Annotated in this window: 11 protein-coding genes and 2 pseudogenes; 7 read left to right on the forward strand and 6 right to left on the reverse strand. The window is 61.2% G+C overall.

The genetic code is table 11. The features are described from left to right. Window positions 1-11: 11 nt before the first annotated feature. A complete protein-coding gene (locus tag DMB86_RS19980) occupies window positions 12-1,277 on the reverse strand; it encodes an IS256 family transposase (protein ID WP_113719080.1) in 1,266 nt (421 codons plus the stop codon). A 977-nt stretch (window positions 1,278-2,254) separates the two neighbouring features. Here DMB86_RS19980 and DMB86_RS21290 point away from each other — a divergent pair. Next, window positions 2,255-2,454 (forward strand): annotated as a pseudogene (locus tag DMB86_RS21290) (recombinase family protein); the annotation flags it as partial. Between the two features lie 36 nt (window positions 2,455-2,490). Here the strand turns inward: DMB86_RS21290 and DMB86_RS19990 are convergent. Next, window positions 2,491-3,246 carry an IclR family transcriptional regulator gene (locus DMB86_RS19990; RefSeq protein ID WP_113719794.1) on the reverse strand — a complete coding sequence of 252 codons (756 nt, stop codon included), beginning with the start codon at window positions 3,244-3,246 and terminating at the stop codon, window positions 2,491-2,493. A 140-nt stretch (window positions 3,247-3,386) separates the two neighbouring features. Next, the gene (locus DMB86_RS19995; RefSeq protein ID WP_113719795.1) at window positions 3,387-3,944 is read right to left on the reverse strand and encodes a gamma carbonic anhydrase family protein; all 558 of its coding nucleotides are present in this window, start codon (window positions 3,942-3,944) and stop codon (window positions 3,387-3,389) included. Window positions 3,945-4,693: 749 nt separating this feature from the next. On the opposite strand from DMB86_RS19995, the gene DMB86_RS20000 reads away from it, so the two are divergent. The 6 genes from DMB86_RS20000 (at window position 4,694) to DMB86_RS20030 (ending at window position 13,622) form a co-directional block, all read left to right on the forward strand. After that, window positions 4,694-6,175 carry an FAD-binding oxidoreductase gene (locus DMB86_RS20000; protein ID WP_113719796.1) on the forward strand — a complete coding sequence of 494 codons (1,482 nt, stop codon included), beginning with the start codon at window positions 4,694-4,696 and terminating at the stop codon, window positions 6,173-6,175. Then, a complete protein-coding gene (locus tag DMB86_RS20005) occupies window positions 6,172-8,376 on the forward strand; it encodes a malate synthase G (protein ID WP_418202339.1) in 2,205 nt (734 codons plus the stop codon). The genes DMB86_RS20000 and DMB86_RS20005 overlap by 4 nt, the downstream gene beginning before the upstream one ends. Before the next feature lie 15 nt (window positions 8,377-8,391). Beyond that, window positions 8,392-8,817 (forward strand): GlcG/HbpS family heme-binding protein, encoded by a 426-nt coding sequence (locus DMB86_RS20010; protein ID WP_113719797.1) that lies wholly within the window; start codon window positions 8,392-8,394, stop codon window positions 8,815-8,817. A 574-nt stretch (window positions 8,818-9,391) separates the two neighbouring features. Beyond that, window positions 9,392-9,817: an aspartate 1-decarboxylase gene (gene panD / locus DMB86_RS20015; protein ID WP_171814628.1), complete on the forward strand. Its 426-nt coding sequence runs from the start codon at window positions 9,392-9,394 to the stop codon at window positions 9,815-9,817. Between the two features lie 157 nt (window positions 9,818-9,974). Beyond that, complete coding sequence (locus tag DMB86_RS20020; RefSeq protein ID WP_113719799.1) at window positions 9,975-11,930, forward strand: MFS transporter; 1,956 nt, start codon at window positions 9,975-9,977, stop codon at window positions 11,928-11,930. A gap of 848 nt (window positions 11,931-12,778) precedes the next feature. Further along, window positions 12,779-13,622, forward strand: a protein-coding gene (locus DMB86_RS20030; RefSeq protein WP_418202341.1) for an IS5 family transposase whose coding sequence is annotated in 2 segments (ribosomal slippage) — window positions 12,779-13,105 and window positions 13,107-13,622 — 843 coding nt in all. Because the reading frame shifts where the segments join, the coding sequence is not laid out codon by codon here. A 538-nt stretch (window positions 13,623-14,160) separates the two neighbouring features. On the opposite strand, the gene DMB86_RS20035 is transcribed toward DMB86_RS20030, so the two are convergent. From DMB86_RS20035 to DMB86_RS20045, 3 genes and pseudogenes are all read right to left on the reverse strand, one after another. After that, on the reverse strand, window positions 14,161-15,585 hold the full coding sequence (locus tag DMB86_RS20035; RefSeq protein WP_113719801.1) for an IS1380 family transposase: 1,425 nt from the start codon (window positions 15,583-15,585) through the stop codon (window positions 14,161-14,163). Window positions 15,586-15,704: 119 nt separating this feature from the next. Continuing rightward, window positions 15,705-16,690 (reverse strand): annotated as a pseudogene (locus tag DMB86_RS20040) (alpha-ketoacid dehydrogenase subunit beta). After that, complete coding sequence (locus tag DMB86_RS20045; protein ID WP_113719802.1) at window positions 16,687-17,769, reverse strand: thiamine pyrophosphate-dependent dehydrogenase E1 component subunit alpha; 1,083 nt, start codon at window positions 17,767-17,769, stop codon at window positions 16,687-16,689. Before DMB86_RS20045 ends, DMB86_RS20040 begins: the two are co-directional and overlap by 4 nt. Window positions 17,770-17,902: the final 133 nt, after the last annotated feature.

Raw genomic sequence — 17,902 nt, forward strand, 5'->3', positions numbered from 1 at the left:
CTCGGTGTCCCTTAGGCGGTCAGGAGCAGGCCGGGGTGGGCCGGCTCGGTGTCGTGAAGAATGTGGATGAGTTTACGCATGGAGGTCTCGGAAAGGTAGCGGCGTTCGCCGTACTGCCATTCCTCGTGTTGTTCCTGCAGGACCGCGCCGATCAGGCGGGTGGCCGAGTCCCGGTCGGGGAAGATTTGCACGACGTCGGCGCGGCGCTTGATCTCCCGGTTGAGTCGCTCGATGGGATTATTTGACCAGACCTTTTGCCAGTGTTCCCGGGGCAGGGCCGCGAACGCGGTCAGGTCCGGTTCGGCGTTCTCGAGCATCTGGGCGACCTCGGGGAAGGACGCGCGCAAGGACGCGGTGACCTGGCCGTACTGGGCGGTGACGGCTTCCTGGCTGGTCTGGGCGAAGATCGTGGAGATCAGCGCGTTGACCGGCTTGGAGTGCGCGGAGCCGAGCTTCTGGGTCACGTTGCGGGCGAAGTGGACGCGGCAGCGCTGCCATCCGGCGCCGGGCAGGATTGCTTTGACGGCGGCCTTGATCCCGGCGTGCGCGTCGGAAGTCACCACGGCCACGCCCAGCGGGTCGGCGTCCGTGGCGGTCTTGAGACCGCGTTCACGCAGGGATCGAAGGAACTCGGTCCAGAAGTCGGTCGTCTCCGCATCTCCGAGGGCCATCCCGAGGATCTCCCGCCGCCCCTCTCCACTGACGCCGGTGGCGACCACGAGGGCTTGGGAGACGACCCGGCCGCGCACGCGCACGTCCAGGTACGTCGCATCCAGGAACAGGTACGGGAACCAGGTGTGGTCCAGGCGCCGGCCCAGGAACTCATGCACGGCCTCGTCAATCTCCGAGCAGATCCGCGAGACCGTGGACCGGGAGATGCCGGTGTCGTTGCCCAGTGCACGCACCAGCTGGTCGACCTTGCGGGTGGAGACCCCGTCGATCCAGGCCTGGCAGACCACGGCGTACAAGGCCTTGTCGACCCGGCGGCGCGGGGAGAGCAGGGAGGGGAAGAACGAGCCCTCCCGCAGCTTGGGGATCGCCACCTCGAGCTCCCCGGCCGGGGTGGCGAGCCGCTTGGCCCGCGTGCCGTTGCGCCGGGTGGCCCGCTCCGGGGTGCGCTCGTAACGTCCGGCACCGATCTTCGCGGTCGCCTCCGCATCGACCAGGTCCTGCATGCCCGCCTGCAGCATCCGCCGGAACACGTCCTCATGGGCGAGGTCCGGCTCCGCGAGCAGTTCCGAGATCAGGGAAGTCAGGGCAGAATGATTATGGGTCATCGTGGGATCGCTTTCTAGGTTTCTTGGCGGAAACAAAATCGGCACCCACGGTGGCCCTCTCACGTACGAGAGCCCCGCAGGAATTGACACCACACTAAGGGACGCAGCCATTGAGACGCGTCGCGCCGCAGTCGTCTCAATTTTGTTGGCCATTCCGTATGCGTTCCGGCTGGTGGCGCAAGCTGATCGCCCTTGCGAGGACCGGGAAGTCGTCTGTTACCCGTGGCCAACTTGAGTGAGACAGGAAGCCTCGAACCGTAGGTGGCCAGATTAACTGAGATTCTGGCCAACAAAACTGAGATGGGATGTCCGGTCTCAATTTACTTGGCCATGCTGACCTGCGGCTTGGCCAGATAAATTGAGACGCGTCGCGCCGCAGTCGTCTCAATTTTGTTGGCCATTCCGTATGCGTTCCGGCTGGTGGCGCAAGCTGATCGCCCTTGCGAGGACCGGGAAGTCGTCTGTTACCCGTGGCCAACTTGAGTGAGACAGGAAGCCTCGAACCGTAGGTGGCCAGATTAACTGAGATTCTGGCCAACAAAACTGAGATGGGATGTCCGGTCTCAATTTACTTGGCCATGCTGACCTGCGGCTTGGCCAGATAAATTGAGACGCGTCGCGCCGCAGTCGTCTCAATTTTGTTGGCCATTCCGTATGCGTTCCGGCTGGTGGCGCAAGCTGATCGCCCTTGCGAGGACCGGGAAGTCGTCTGTTACCCGTGGCCAACTTGAGTGAGACAGGAAGCCTCGAACCGTAGGTGGCCAGATTAACTGAGATTCTGGCCAACAAAACTGAGATGGGACATGGGACACAGCTCCGATCATATAGTGATATATCGTGATATATCGCTACTTGACATAATCTTTATTATCGGCGCTTAAAGTACGGGAGTAGAAGTGGCTGCGAGAACTCCCGTTCCCTGAAGAATTAAGCGTTCCCGCACGTCGCCCGCCATGCCCTAAGACGACGTGCTCGCGGCCTGGATCAGGGAGCGGCAACGGGAAGGCATTGCGCTGGCGAAGCAGCGCGGTGCGTACAAGGGACGAAAGAAGACCCCTTCACCGGAGCGTGCCGCCGAACTGGGCCCGGCGCGCCGGCACCGGCGTTCCTAAGGTCCCCCGTGCCTGCGTACAGGACCAGCAGAAAGACCGGTTTCCAGTACCTGCCTCGCCAGTGACGTCAGCGCATAGGTCGGGCCGTTGCGCCGGCGCGGTCAGTTGCGGTTGAGCTCGTTCGAGATGGCCTGGGCGGCCTTGCGCAGCATCGGGACGGCACGCCCGGCGAATGACTGGTCCACGCGGGACACCGGCCCGGAGACCGAGATGGCGGCAGGAGTAGGTGCATCGGGAACTGCCATGGCAAAGCAGCGGACTCCCAGCTCCTGCTCTTCCTCGTCAATGGAGTAGCCGCGTTCCCGGATCCTGCCCAGGTCTGCCAGGAGGGATTCGATATCGCCGATGCTCTTGGAAGTCGGAGTGGGCATGCCGGTGCGTTGCACGATGCCGCGGACGACCTCGTCATTAAGCTGGGCCAGGATGGCTTTGCCGACGCCCGTGTCGTGAGTGTGGGCACGGCGTCCGACCTCAGTGAACATCCTCATGGAATGCCGGGAGGGAACCTGGGCTACGAAGATAACCATGTCCGAATCGAGCACGGCCATGTTGGAGGTCTCCCCGAGCTGATCCACGAGGGATTTTAGCTGCGTCCCGGCCATGGCGCCCAACTGCTTGTTTGCTACTTCGCCGAGCCTGATCAACCGGGGTCCCAGGGCGTAGCGGCGGTGGGGAAGCCGTCGGATGTAGCCGAGAGTGACCAGCGTACGCAGGAGACGGTGGATGGTGGGTAGCGGAAGATCGGTCGATATGGAGAGCTGGCTGAGCGTGGCGTCGCCGCCTGCATAAGTAATCAGTTCCAACAACTCAAAAACGCGCTCAACAGACTGCACGCCTCCGGGGGATTTCTCAGCCATGAGACTGTCTCCTGCGACTCTTCAGCGGCCAGGGCATCGTTTCAGGCGCGCGTCCGCACGCCCAGATAGTGGACTGTGAGGCGCGAGAGTGCCGTAGCTGTTCAGGCAATGGCCCGCCTCCGACATGTTGGATTGGTGCATCAGAGTCCATGGGCATCATGGGCTGAAGCATGAATTTTGCCGGTTGCTTCGAGATGTTGACTAGTGAGCGCCTTGTAGTTTTCGGCGTTCGCTCGGCAATGCTCGATTTCCTCAGGCGTAAGGGGCCTGCGCACTTTGGCGGGGACACCCGCAACGAGGGAACCCGCAGGAACAATAGTGCCTTCCAGCACCAATGCGTTGGCGGCTACGAGTGATCCCTTCCCAATAACTGCGCCATTGAGGACGGTGGCGTTCATGCCGATGAGCGAGCCCGCCTCCACGGTGCAGCCGTGCAGGACCGCTCCGTGACCCACGCTGACCTGGTCGCCCAGATGGGCGGGGTATCCCGGATCTGCGTGGACGACGGCTGTGTCCTGAATGTTGCTGCCGGAACCGATCGTGATGTTTTCCATGTCCGCGCGCAATACAGCACCGTAGAAGACTCCCGACGCCTGCCCTAGGCTGACATCGCCGACCACGGTGGCGGTCGGGGCGATCCAAGTGCCGGCAGCGAGACGCGGCGTTCGGCCATTTATGGTGATGACGTTATTGCTCATGATGGGTTCTCCAAGGGCTACAGGGTGTGGGAATAAGGCACCACCCTAGTACCTTCTGGCAGCCAGTCTTGCCGCACAGGTAGTGGAGGGGATCGATGCTAATCATTTCGTGCAGATCCACACATGTTCTATGCATCTATGGTTGTCGGATTGCTCAGTTGCGAGGAAACGAATTGACCAAATCACACGTATTCCTCAAAGTTAGTGCATCAATTCATTCATTAAACAGCCGATGATCCAACCCAGGAGGTGCCCGTCTTGGAGCTTCGAACCGCAGGCCTCAAGGCGGCACTCGACCACAAGATATTTCTACTAGCAACCGAATTTCGCCCCCTGCGTAGGCAGACAGACCACGGGAACACGGGACGCGAGCAGAAGAACGTCGCTTCATGATCGCCGAACCCACCGCTCTGAGGCTGGATGTTGGAAGCGTCGACTGGTGGGGCCTCTGTTGAGACATGGTGACGTTGCGGCGGGAACCAGCGTAGTGAATGCTCGGAGCAGCTCCGCTCCGGCTCTGGGGACTTGCCAATCACCCGGCCTGAACAGGCTTTACAAAACCTGCGCTGAGCTACCCGCGGAACTGGCACGGATGATCTAACACCCTCGGACCTTGTCCGCATACGGAAGTAAGTCCTGATGTGCGGCCAGCGGTCCGAGTGAATGGAGCGCTGCAGTCGACGAGAGCAGCGCGGTGAGTGACCTCAGGAACTCTCTCGACCTAACTATGATTGAAAAGGAGCGACGACATGTCATACCCAGCCATTGAGCGGGAGGCGGAGTTGCAAAGTTCTCCACTTGGAGTAACCGATGAACAAAGTACCGCCGGTGAGCCCATCCATGAACTCGGCGCGGTACTGCCGCCCGAAGCCCTAATCACGGATCCCACAGCCATGGGGCCGTACCAACAGGATCGCGCCTTCGATCCCAACGCTGGTATGCCGATTGCTGTCGTGCTTCCCCTGACCACCGAGCACGTCCAGGTCACAATGCAGTGGGCGGCCAAACATCGGATTCCCGTCGTGCCCAGGGGTGCCGGAACGGGTCTATCCGGAGGAGCAACCGCTGTAAGTGACGGAATAGTGTTGAGCACCGAGCGGATGCGCAGCATCAATGTGGACGCAGTCACCCGCATTGCGGTGGTCCAGCCAGGACTTCTCAACGCTGAGGTTAAGGCGGCAGCCGCTCAGGCAGGACTGTGGTACCCGCCAGACCCCGCGTCCTACGAAATCTGCACCATCGGCGGCAACGCCGCGACCAACGCCGGCGGCCTGTGCTGCGTCAAATACGGTGTCACCTCTGACTACATCCTGGGCATGGAAGTGGTCACGGCTGACGGCCGGGTCGTACGCATTGGCGGACCGCGGCTTAAGGACGTTGCGGGACTGTCCATGCTCAAGCTCTTTGTCGGCAGCGAGGGAACGCTGGGCATTATCACGGAACTCACTCTGCGGCTCCTGCCAGCAGCGCCTCCCGCGCGGACAGTAGTTGGATGGTTCTCCAGCAGCGGGGATGCTGCAGCCGCAATCCTTGAGGTCGCCTCGAGCATCCGCCCATCAATGCTGGAGTACATGGATGCGACGTCCATCAACGCCGTTGAAGACGTGCTGGATATGGGCTTGCACCGCCACGCGTCCGCCCTTGTCGTAGCGCGCTCTGATGATCAAAGCCCCAGTGGGGCCGAAGTCACGACCATGCTGGCAGCCTTCCAACAGCACGGCGCGTTCGAGGCATTTGAAGTCGCAGACCAACAGGAAGGTGAGCGGTTTGCCCACGCCCGGCGAATCGCCATCCCTTCCGTCGAACGTTTGGGCACGTTGCTGCTTGAGGACGTGGGCGTAGCCATCCCCCGACTGGGAGAACTCATTCTCGGAGTAGAGAAGATCGCTGAAGCCCGCGATGTGGTCATCGCATTCATTGCACACGCGGGTGACGGCAACACGCACCCGCTGATTGTTTTCAACCCGGACGACGCCGCCATGAAGGAGCGCGCATACCTCGCCTACGGTGAGGTAATGGACCTGGCCATAGAACTGGAAGGCACCATCACCGGCGAGCACGGCGTAGGCCGACTCAAGCGGCCCTGGCTCGTTGATCAGATCGGAGAAGACCTCCTTGAAATCTCACACAATGTAAAGCGGGCTTTGGATCCAGCAGGAATCCTCAACCCTGGAACCATTTTTGCTGCTTCAGGTACTGCCGGCCGCGCTGCGAAGAAAGGACATTCATGATGGACCAGGAAGGACGCATCCAAAGCGGAGGGCTTTCCGTCGACGCAGCTTTGCACTGTTTTGTCGAGCAGGAGGCACTGCCTGGCTCGGGCATCGAAGCGGCAGACTTCTGGAGTGGTCTTGAACAAATTGTTCAGGACTTGGCGCCCCGAAACCGTGAGCTCCTCGCCCGGCGCGATGAACTCCAAGCCAAGATTGACGGCTGGCACGCACTGCACCCAGTTCCATTCGATCAACATGAGTACCAATCCTTCCTGCAGAACATCGGTTACATCCTTCCCGAACCCGAAGACGTACAAGTACACACTTTCGGAGTGGATGAGGAGATTGCCCGCGTGGCAGGACCTCAGCTGATTGTGCCCATTTCGAACGCCCGCTATGCACTAAACGCCGCAAACGCGCGGTGGGGCTCACTTTATGACGCGGTGTACGGGACCGATGCCTTGGGCCCGGCAACGGGAGCAAAGGAATTCGATCCAGCACGCGGCAAGCTGGTGGTTTCATATGTGCGCGAGCTGTTGGACGAATTCTTTCCGCTAAACGAAGGGCGACACGCCTATTCAGTGGGATACACCGTACGCGACGGCATCTTGACGGTGAAACTGGCTGACGGCACCTTTAGCAGCCTGATTCAGTCTGAACTGCTCGTCGGCTACCGGGGTGAGGCCAGCTCGCCATCGGCAATTCTTCTGCGCCACCATGGACTCCACGTCGAGATCACTATCGACCCTGTCACACAGGTAGGACAGACGGACCCGGCAGGCATCTCCGACGTGCTCCTCGAATCCGCCATTACGACGATCATGGACTTCGAGGATTCCGTTTCCGCCGTGGACGCCGAGGATAAAATCCTCTGTTACCGCAATTGGCTCGGAATCAATCGCGGCGACCTCGCAGACACCTTCACAAAGGGAGGCGAAGTGATGATTCGGCGGCTGGCAAACGATCGGCATTACACATCTCCAAATGGCGCGGGAGAGGTAACGGTGCCGGGACGGGCACTCATCTTCGTCCGGAACGTCGGCCACCTCATGAGCACCGACGCCGTACTCGATACCCAGGGAAATGAGATCGGCGAGGGCATCCTGGACGCCGTCCTCACCACGCTAACCGCGCTGCCCGGTCGTGACCCCTCCAACCCCATGCGAAACGGGTCCCAAGGCTCCATCTACATCGTCAAACCGAAAATGCACGGCCCAGCCGAAGTGGCTTTCACAGTGGAACTCTTCCGGCGCGTGGAGGAACTTCTCAAACTGCCGGCGACCACGCTCAAGCTCGGCCTCATGGACGAAGAGCGGCGGACCACAGTCAACCTGAAGGCCTGTATAGAGGAAGCCAAGGAAAGACTGGTATTCATCAACACCGGTTTCCTGGACAGGTCCGGTGACGAAATACACACGTCCATGGAGGCCGGACCCTTCGTCCGCAAGGCTGACATGCGCAGTCAAGCATGGATTTCCGCCTACGAGGATCAAAACGTCGATGTCGGCATCGAAGTGGGGCTGCCCGGCCACGGCCAGATCGGCAAAGGCATGTGGGCGATGCCGGACCTCATGGCTGCGATGCTCGAGCAAAAGATTGCTCACCCCTTAGCCGGCGCCGCCACTGCTTGGGTCCCCTCACCCACGGCAGCGACTCTTCACGCCATCCATTACCACCGGGTAGATGTTCCTGCCCGGCAGCAGGACATCGCCACTCAGGGCCGCCGCGGCACTCTTGAAGGACTCCTTACTCTCCCCATCGCGGCTAATCCGTCATGGTCGGCAGCCGAGCGCCAGGAAGAACTAGATAACAACATGCAGTCGCTGCTCGGATATGTCGTCCGCTGGATCGACCAAGGAGTGGGATGCTCAAAGGTGCCGGACATTCATGACGTTGCACTCATGGAGGACCGGGCCACCCTGCGCATATCAAGTCAACACATCGCCAATTGGCTCCGTCATGGAGTGGTGAGCGAGCAGGACGTGCATGAAAGCATGATGCGGATGGCCGGGGTTGTAGACGCACAGAACTCTAAGGACCCCTCGTACCGCCCTATGTCTTCCAACTTCGAGGACAGCATCGCGTTCCAGTGCGCCGCTGACCTGGTGTTCCAAGGGGCCCAACAGCCAAACGGCTACACCGAACCCCTTCTGCACAAACGACGACGTGAGCAAAAGCGCGTCACCCGCTCAGTAGCCATCCACGCGGCTAAGTCATAGACCTCAAGGAACCTCATGCAGAACTATGTTGAATCACTATCGGTAAGCTACGCGGCGGCCGCCCGGGCTGTTGTATTGGCCCTTGAAGAAGGGGAAAAGCGAGGTGTCCTGGTAGCAGCCACTGTTGTCGACCCGATGATGGGCCTCGTTGCTTTCGGCCGGGCGGACGGTTCTATGCCTCACAGCGTGGAGACCAGTCGACGGAAAGCCAATACGGCGGCTTCCTCTCGGAGGCCCAGCGGCTGGATGCAGGGAGACTTCGCCCTTGCCCTTCCGATGGGCACCGATAACCTCCTGACCAACATTCGTGGGGGATTCCCCTTGGTGTTCACGGGAAAGCACGTAGGTGGCCTTGGTGTCGCGGGCGGGACGCCTGACCAGGACGCCGAGATCGGCTCTGCAGTGCTGGAAGCTTTGGGCAGCACCCTAGCGGCGACCTGATTCTTGCTGCTACATACCTGCCGGTTGGCACAGGAATCGCACTAGGTAATACGGGTGGCGCCGCCATAAGCGGCTCTTTAGCCACCTCTCAGCGCGTACCACGGGCCCGGCATGGTTTCGTTTACCTGCAATCCCTGCAGTCACAATTCCTGCGGTGGGGTGTCGATGGTCACCGGGATCATCAACGATCGCAACGCATGACACCTCATCGCAGGCTCGCCAAACGACCAGTCACCTGCCCCAATCTGAGCCGCGTATATTCAGGAGTAAACGATGGACCTTCACCTGCAATCAAATTGGCAACGTACAGTCGGGCAGCGTGTAGAAATCTGGAATAACGGGAAGCTGGTACGCAAAGGAACTGTGGAGGTCGTCATGCCAGATGAGACGCTTCTTTGGATTTCAGCGGACGGAGCCTCGTCGCGGCAGATGATTTTCCGTTTCGACGGAAATCAGGTTTTCACACATTTCATGCCCCCGGGGGGGCCTGAGAACAATCAGTAGGAGTTCGGCAGGTCCGCAACGGGATGCGTCTTGCCGAATACCGCCGCCGAGCGAAATCCTGGAGCTTCCTATGAATAGCACAATGTTCAAGTCCAAAATTCACCGGGCAACAGTCACGCACGCTGACCTGCACTATGTAGGCTCAGTTACCGTTGACCTTGACCTCCTCGATGCTGCTGACATCCTTCCCGGCGAGCTTGTGGCCATCGTGGACGTAACCAATGGCGCCCGACTGGAGACTTACACTATTGCCGGCGAACGAGGCTCGGGCGTGATCGGCATCAATGGCCCGGCCGCCCATCTGGTACAGGAAAACGACATCGTCATCCTGATCACCTACGCCGAAATGACCACCGGGGAAGCCAAAGCCTATGAGCCCCGGGTAGTCCACGTAGATGAGAACAACAAGATGATCCAGGTTGGCAACGACCCCGTAGAGGGTCTCACGCCCGGGCTCCTGCGCCCGCCACACGCCCTTAATAACTCCGCAATCTAATCGCACCGTGCGCGGCAGGACTATCCCAGCTGCGCGCACAGGCGAAACCCTTGCTAAGAGTGCGAGTGCGAGTGCGGGTGGCTGGTGCTTATGACATACGTTGCAAACAAGCGCTTATACGCTTGCCGTCCCCTCCCCCGGATTTCTGGAGGACCTTATGCCCCACTCGCCCGCTCCAAGGCCACAGCGACGCCAGTCCCCTGCCGCAGTCACCGCCGTCCTGGCACTCAGTGGCACGGTTGTCGCCCTCATGCAGACGCTGGTAGTTCCGCTCCTTCCCGATTTCCCTGGCATCCTGCAGGTGACATCCGACGACGCCTCCTGGCTAGTGACCGCCACGTTGCTCACCAGCGCCGTGGCAACACCGATTGTTTCCCGCAGCGCGGACATGTACGGCAAGCGCAAGATGATGGTGGTGTGCCTAGCCACTATGGTCGGGGGGTCGGTGCTGGCAGCGGTGGGCGGCTCCTTCGTGTGGCTGGTCATTGGGCGGGCGCTTCAGGGCTTCGCCACGGCCCTGATCCCGGTGGGAATCAGCATCATGCGGGATGAACTGCCCAAGGAGAAGATGGGCTCATCCGTGGCCCTGATGAGCGCCACCTTGGGCATTGGCAGCGCCATGGGCCTTCCCTTAGCGGGGATACTGTACGAGAACTTGGGCTGGGCCTGGATCTTCTGGGTCTCGGCTGCAGCAGGTTTCCTGCTGCTCCTTGCCGTGGTGCTGGTGATCCCTGAATCGAAGGTCCGCACGTCCGGGACCTTCGACTACACAGGAGCGTTGGTGCTGTCCGCTGCGCTGACCGCGATGTTGTTGGCTATCTCAAAGGGCGGTTCCTGGGGCTGGGGGTCTGAGCCAGTCCTATTGCTGTTCCTTGCCGCGGCCATACTGCTGGCAGTCTGGGTGCCGTACGAACTAAAAGTCAGCCAGCCGATGGTTGACCTTCGGACATCCGCCTTCCGGCCTGTTCTGTTCACCAACCTCGCCTCGCTGCTCATCGGCTTCGCCATGTTTGCCAACATGCTACTCACTACCCAGCAACTCCAACTACCCCCTGCCACAGGCTATAGTTTCGAACTCAGCGTAATTGCCGCTGGCCTGTGCATGATCCCCTCCGGGTTGGCCATGGTGGTATTCGCACCACTGTCCGGTCGTATTATCCGGATCTTCGGCGGCAAGATTGCCCTCATGGCTGGTGCCTCTGTGATGGTCGTGGGCTACGTGGGCCGCGTGTTCTTCTACGACTCCATACCCTGGGTGATCGTCGGTTCCACTGTCGTGGGCATCGGCACAGCTATCGCCTACGCGGCCATGCCCACCCTTATCATGGGTGCCGTACCCATCACCGAGACCGCGTCCGCGAACGGTCTAAACAGCCTGGTCCGTGCCATAGGAACTTCGACATCAAGCGCGGCAATTGCCGCCGTCTTCACCTCGGTCACCATGACGGTCGACGGCACTCGACTGCCGGCCTTCGAAGCATTCAAGGACATCTTCTGGATAGCAGCGCTGGCGGCGGCAGCATCGGCGCTGTCCGCAGTACTCATCCCCCGTGCGCCCTTGTCCGACGTCGGCGCTATTGAACTCGTGCTGCAAGGACGCGTCCTGGCACCGGACCACCAGCCCCTCACACCCGCCGTCGTCACCGTCCTGAAAACCAGCGGAGAACAAGTCGACTGGAGCCGCGTGGACGCTGAAGGCAACTACTCAGTCGCCCTCCCCAGCGCCGGCGAGTACCTGATGGTAGCCAACGCCGCTGGCTGGTCGCCCATGGCCGAGGTCTTTGAGGTTGACGGACGCACGCTCCACCAAGACTTTCTGCTCCTGGACCGGCTAGAGATTACCGGGACGGTCAACGACAGCAGCGGGACAGTAGCCGACGCGGTGATAACACTCCTTGAAGCCGGCGGTGGGCATCTGGGCACCACCCGAACGGACGACGACGGCGGGTATGCCTTCCCGCTCCCCCTCGCCGGCCGCTACGTAGTAACCATGCATAGTTCCGGGACTCGCGTAGCCATGGCGCAGAAAATCAGCGTGGATACCCGCTCCATGCGCATAGATTTTGCCGCTCCGGCCGTGCAGAGGTGTTCCGGCAAACGGGCGGAAGCGTGAACGGCCCCGGCCACGATTTAATTCTCAGCTCCGCCGTGCGGCTTTTAAGGGCACACGTCTACCGCCGTATCACGGTATGGGACATCTCGGCGGACGCTGGCGTTTCCCCGGCCCTGGTCATAAAACTATTCCTTTCCAAGAAAAGTTTTTCGCTGAGGCCCCACGGGCCGCAGCTTACCGAGCTGGGCGTCCCACCGGCCACACTCGGCCGAACCCTTGTGCAGTAATGACCGGGAACGAGGAATGCAGGAGCCAGGGGCCGGCATTCCGATGGCCGTACTTGGTTCCCCCCAACCCTGCGGCTGCCCGGTTAGATATCCGCGGACGCTATCTCTCTTCCATCGCTCAGTTAATTGGGGACACGCCAGGCCGCCGTTTTGCGTCCACCGTGGCAGCCTTGATGACCGGATCGGCGAAACTGTCCGCACGCTGGATCTCTTCGACGGCTGGAATTTTGACGAGTTGGTGGCACACTACGGCGCCATCGTCCAAACGGAAATCGACGACTGCGCGGCAGCAGCTCACTGAAAAGCACACGTAGCACGTCAATAGTCCTTCTATCCCAATGGCTGTTTGCCGAGGCAACCTGTAAGCCCATCAGATCCCTGCGAGACGCGCTCCAGATGAGCATTACTGTTCGGCCCAGCTGCCTACATCTGTTGGCCTTGGGCTCAGCATGAAGGAGTGGGCATTGAACTCTTCCTCCGTAACTTTCATGGAGCGGGGCGTCGTCCAGCCGTGTTAGGGCGTGTCTCCTAATGCCTGGTTCCGGGCTTTGACATAATTTTCGGGTGTCTTCTCGTTACTCTGTTTTGTCTGATGCCCAGTGGGAGTTCATTGCCCCGTTGATGCCGAGCTCGTCGGGGAAGGCTGGGCGGCCGTTCAATGACCACCGGCTCACGACGGAAGGCATCATTTACCGGTACCGGGCCGGGATTCCCTGGCGGGATCTGCCACCACATTTTGGTGCGTGGCAGTCGGTGTGGAAGCGTCACCGCCGCTACAGCCTGGACGGCACGTGGGACCAGGTCCTGGCCGCCTTGCTGACCCGTGCCGATGCGGTCGGGCTGATCAGCTGGGAAGTCTCGGTGGATTCCACGGTCAACCGCGCCCACCAGCACGGCACGAACCTGCCCCGCCACACAGGGGGACCTGTCGAATTACAAGAACCTGCTGGATGAGCCCGCCGACCATGCCATCGGCAAGTCCCGCGGCGGACTGACCACCAAGATCCACGCCTTGGTCGACGGCAACAAACGCCCGCTGGTGTTGCTGCTTGGCCCCGGCCAGGGCGGGGACGCGCCCATGTTTGAAAACCTCATGGAAGCGTTGAGAGTAGAGCGGGCAGGTCCCGGGCGGGCGCGAACCCGCCCGGACCGTGCCATGGCCGACAAGGCCTACTCCTCCAAAGGGATCCGCAGCTACCTGCGCACCCACGGCATCCAATGCGTGATCCCCGAGAAGGAAGACCAGAAAGCCAACCGCAAGCGCAAGGGATCCGTCGGCGGCCGGCCCGTCACCTACGACAAGGAAGCCTACAAACGCCGCAACGTCGTCGAGCGCAGCTTCAACACCCTGAAGCAATGGCGCGGACTGGCCACACGCTACGACAAACTCGCCCAAACCTACCGATCAGCCGCCGTCCTGCAAGCAGTCGTCATCTGGACCGCAGCATTAGGAGACACGCCCTAGGTAGGTCTGTCTACCTCGCAACCCTGTCTGCGGGCAATCCTATGCTTATCATGCGCCCCAGGCTGCGGGACGGCGGCCGAGCCCCTCGTTGCCGAAGAAGCCGCCATGAACTGCACCCGAGCCGGCGCTTGTGCTTGAGCACCTCAGGATCCACCTCTTCACCTGTACTTGTCCGCTTGAACGGCGGGTCCGTGGAGGCCAGTACCCCAGGGATTGCCCAATACCTGCGGCGGCCTCCCAGTGACACCGCGGCCACCACGCTCCCTCTCTCTTACTGTTACGGGTTGGAGGAGGCGAACAACCACCTCCTGGTGACACGTCGGACAGTTAAGACTTTTTCGACCCCGTGGCTGGGTTCAGGTCCTTAGCCTCGATTTTTCATGACGGTCGGGAATGGTCGCAGGCTTGTGCCCGCGGTTGATCCGAGTTTTGTTTTCTGTTTTCGGGCAGTCTGGTGTGGCCTGTTGGTTCGCCTGGTTTGGCGCCGGTTCCACTTCCGGTGATCGTGCTGCTCGTCGGGACAGCGTTAAGGCCTGTTTCAGCCCGGGGAAAGCAACAGTTTGAGCTGGCTGGTGTTGGCCAGGAGCAGTCTCACGAGGTCTTTTTCCGGTGCTGATTCCGGGAGTAGGAGCTGGGTGTGGCGGGCGCGGGTGATGATTTTCCCGGCGATCGCGAAGAGCCGGTAGCGCCAGCGTTTGATGTCCCAGCCCTTGGCGTGGTGGCCGTCCGGGAGGGCTGCGAGTTGGAGCCAGGAGACGAGGTTGAAGGCGAGGGCGGCGATGTTGGCCCAGGCCTGGTTCGCGGCGAAGTCGAAGAACGGCAGCTTGCCCAGGCCGGTGTTTTTCAGGGTTTTGATCCGGTTCTCGCACCGGCCGCGGGCCCGGTGCCTGGCGTCCAGGAACGGGCCGTGCCAGCGGGGCGAGTTGGTCAGGAACGCAGTAATCCGGTGCCCGTCAACATCGACCAGGGTCGGCTGCGCGCCCGGATGCAGCGGCTCGGCGCGCAGGAACAGTTTCGTGCCCGGCGGGTAATCGGTGAGCGGGATGACGTCGGTGGCGTTGATGACCCACGCATCGGTCCGGTCGTTGCCGGCCTGGTCCAGGGCCGGCTGCCAGTACTCCTTGTCGCTGATCCAGTCGACCATGTGGGCCTTCCCGGACGGCAGGGTGTAGCTGGTGGTGAACTGCACGCCCAGGCTGTGCAGGTGCCAAAGGAACTTCCTCGAGGCCCCGGCACTGTCGGTGCGGACCAACACCTTCTCCCCGGCCAAGGCCCCGGTTCCGTCGTAGAAACTCTCGGGGAGTTGGGCGGTGGCGGTGTGGAAGACCCGGATGTGGTCCTCGGCGCTGTTCGCTCCGGCGTTCCCTGGCCGGAGCACGGCGGCGAGGATTTCCCCGGACCCGTTGCCGGCGCCGTAGTCGGCGCTGGCGATGAACGGGGCGAACCCATAGCCGCCTTTGTAGGTGCCGGCGACGTTTTCCTTATCCGAGTGTGAGGTCACCAGGGTCGCGTCGATGTCGATGATGAGCGGGTCCAAGGCGGTTGCCGTCAGGGAAGGATTCCGGTTCCCGGCGGCGTTCCAGGCCCGGGTGCGCAGTTCCCGGGTGAGGGTCTCAAACCCGTAGCCGAACAGCTCCGGGTTCGCCACGGTGCGTTCGAAGAACCGGGACACGGTCGCGTTCGAGGGCAGCTGACCGAAGATCCCGGGTGAGGACCGCAGGATATCCAGGTCCGAGGCGTGCTCGCCGCCGGCGGCGAGCATCGCGGCGAGGGACCCGACCAGCCGGCCAGGCCGGTGCTTCGCGCCGGAGGGAACAAACTGGCCAAGCCTGTCTTCGCACAGCCTGCCGAAACCCAGCGCGTCCATGAAGCCGGTGAGTACCGAAACCCCGGCGTGGGAGATCAGCGACTGGCCGGTGAAACTGACCGGAACGGACGGGAACAAGCGACTATACTTTTGCATCGAAAGGGTGCTCCCTCGCTCGGCAAATAACGGTCTCGACAACCACTATTTTCCCAGCTCAGAGCACCCTTTCCCTGATTAACACGCCAACCCGGCGGCGTCCCCATGAAAACCCCGGGTTAGTAGGCGAAACTGCGGTCGACTCCATCGAGGATGCGGTCCAGGCCCGGAAGCCAGTCCTCCTCAAGGCGGCTGGGGGATAAGGGGTGTCGTACCCGGTGACGCGGACGACTGGGGCCAACAGCGAGTGGAAGACCGTTTCCTGAATTCGGGAGGCAATTTCAGCTCCGAGTCCTGCGGTCCGCGATGCCTCGTGGGCAACAAGGAGCCGCCCGGTAAGTTCTACTGACCGGATTATCGTGGCGTCATCGATCGGAGACAGGGACCGGAGGTCGATAACCTCAATGCTTCGACCCTCTTGATCGCATATTTCTGCGACTTTGAGGGCGACGGGCACCAGCGCTCCGTAGGTAACGATCGTCAAGTCGTTCCCCGCCCGGACAATTTCGGCTTTCTCAAGTGCCTGCGGCATCCTGTTCGGATCTACGTCTCCTTTAAGCCAGTAGTGGCGTTTTGGTTCAAGGAAAATGACAGGATCTTGGCTGCGGACAGCGAGGCCGATCATATCGTAGGCCTGTTGCGGTGAGGACGGGCAGACCACCTTGAGCCCGGCTGTGTGGGCGAAGTATGCCTCAGGCGATTCCGAATGATGTTCAATGGCGCCGATGCCCCCGCCAACCGGGATCCTGATCACCACGGGGACAGTGATTGTCCCCTCGGACCGGTGCCGGTATTTTGCCAGCTGGGTAATGATCTGGTTCATGGCGGGGAAGACGAACCCGTCGAACTGGATCTCGCAAACTGGTCGGTATCCTGCCATTGCGAGTCCGATGGCGCCGCCGACGATGCCGGCTTCCCCCAGCGGTGAATCGACCACGCGCTGCGGTCCAAAGGTTTTCTGGAGGCCGTCGGTCACCCGGAAGACTCCGCCAAGTTGCCCTATGTCTTCACCGAGGAGCATCACTTTGTCGTCGGATTCCATTGCATGGCGCAAACCGAGGTTAAGTGCGTGCGCGATTGGCATCTTGCTTATCGTCTGGTTCATTCTCCTGCCTCCACGAATTCGATGTGTTCTGCCATCTGCTGTTCGAGTTCTACGGGCAGATCAACGTAGGTATTTCGGAAGGGCGACTCAGGACCTGGGCTTGGCAGGTTACGGCAACCGGTCCGCAGTCGCTCTGCCAGAAGACTTTCCTCTTCGGCAATCTGGTCTAGAAGGGCATCGTCGATCTGTCCAGTGGAGTCGAGATAGCGGCGGAACCGGTCAATCGGATCTAGGGCGGCCCACTCATCGTTCTCGGCGCCGGAGCGGTATCGACCGTCATCGTCCGACGTTGTGTGCGGGTTGCGGCGGTAGGTGAGGGCCTCGATCAGTGTGGGGCCATTTCCGCTGCGGGCGTTGTCGAGAGCCTGTCTGGCTGCAGCCAGACAGGCAAAGACGTCGTTACCGTCCACGCGGACACCCCGGAAGCCGAAACCTTCTGCGCGCTGTGCGACGGAAACCCTGCTTTGGACCGAGTACGGGGCGGAAATTGCCCATTGATTGTTCTGGCAGAAGAATACAACCGGCAAGTTCTGCGCTGCCGCCCAGACGAAAGCTTCGTTCGTCTCGCCCTCGCTTAGCGCCCCGTCACCGAGGAACACCATCACCGCCCGGTCCCGGTCCGGATCTCCGGTGCCAACGTCGCCGTCCCGGACAATACCCATGGCGTAACCAACCGCATGCAGCGTCTGTGCACCGATGACCAGCGTGTAGAGATTGAAATTATTGGCTGTTGGGTCCCATCCCCCCAGGGTCGTGCCACGGAAGAGTCCCAAGAGATTCACGGGATCCACCCCCCGGCACCAAGCCACGGCATGCTCGCGGTAAGTGGGGAAAACAACGTCACCCGGCTGTAGGGCACGGGCAGCCCCAACCTGTGCGGCCTCCTGACCCAACAGGGACGGCCAAAGGCCCAGCTCCCCCTGCCGCTGCAGAGCAATCGCTTCGGTGTCCACCCTCCGCGCCAACACCATGTCCCGATACAGGCCAGGACTATCGACCGTCCCGACGTCGAGCTTCAACACCTCATTCGTATGGATAGATCCGTCCTGGCTTATCAGAAAGATCGGCTCGTCCGTCATGAACTGGTTCCCTTTCCTTTGGGCTGGACTGCCCGGAGCATTTGGGCTGGTGCGGCACAACCCGCAGCGGCAGAAGGCCGTGTTACTGGGCGAAGCCGTACCGTTGCCGCTGTGCAGCCAGACACGATCCGGG

The sequence above is a fragment of the Arthrobacter dokdonellae genome, from assembly GCF_003268655.1.
In the GTDB taxonomy this organism is placed as follows: Bacteria; Actinomycetota; Actinomycetes; order Actinomycetales; family Micrococcaceae; genus Specibacter; species Specibacter dokdonellae.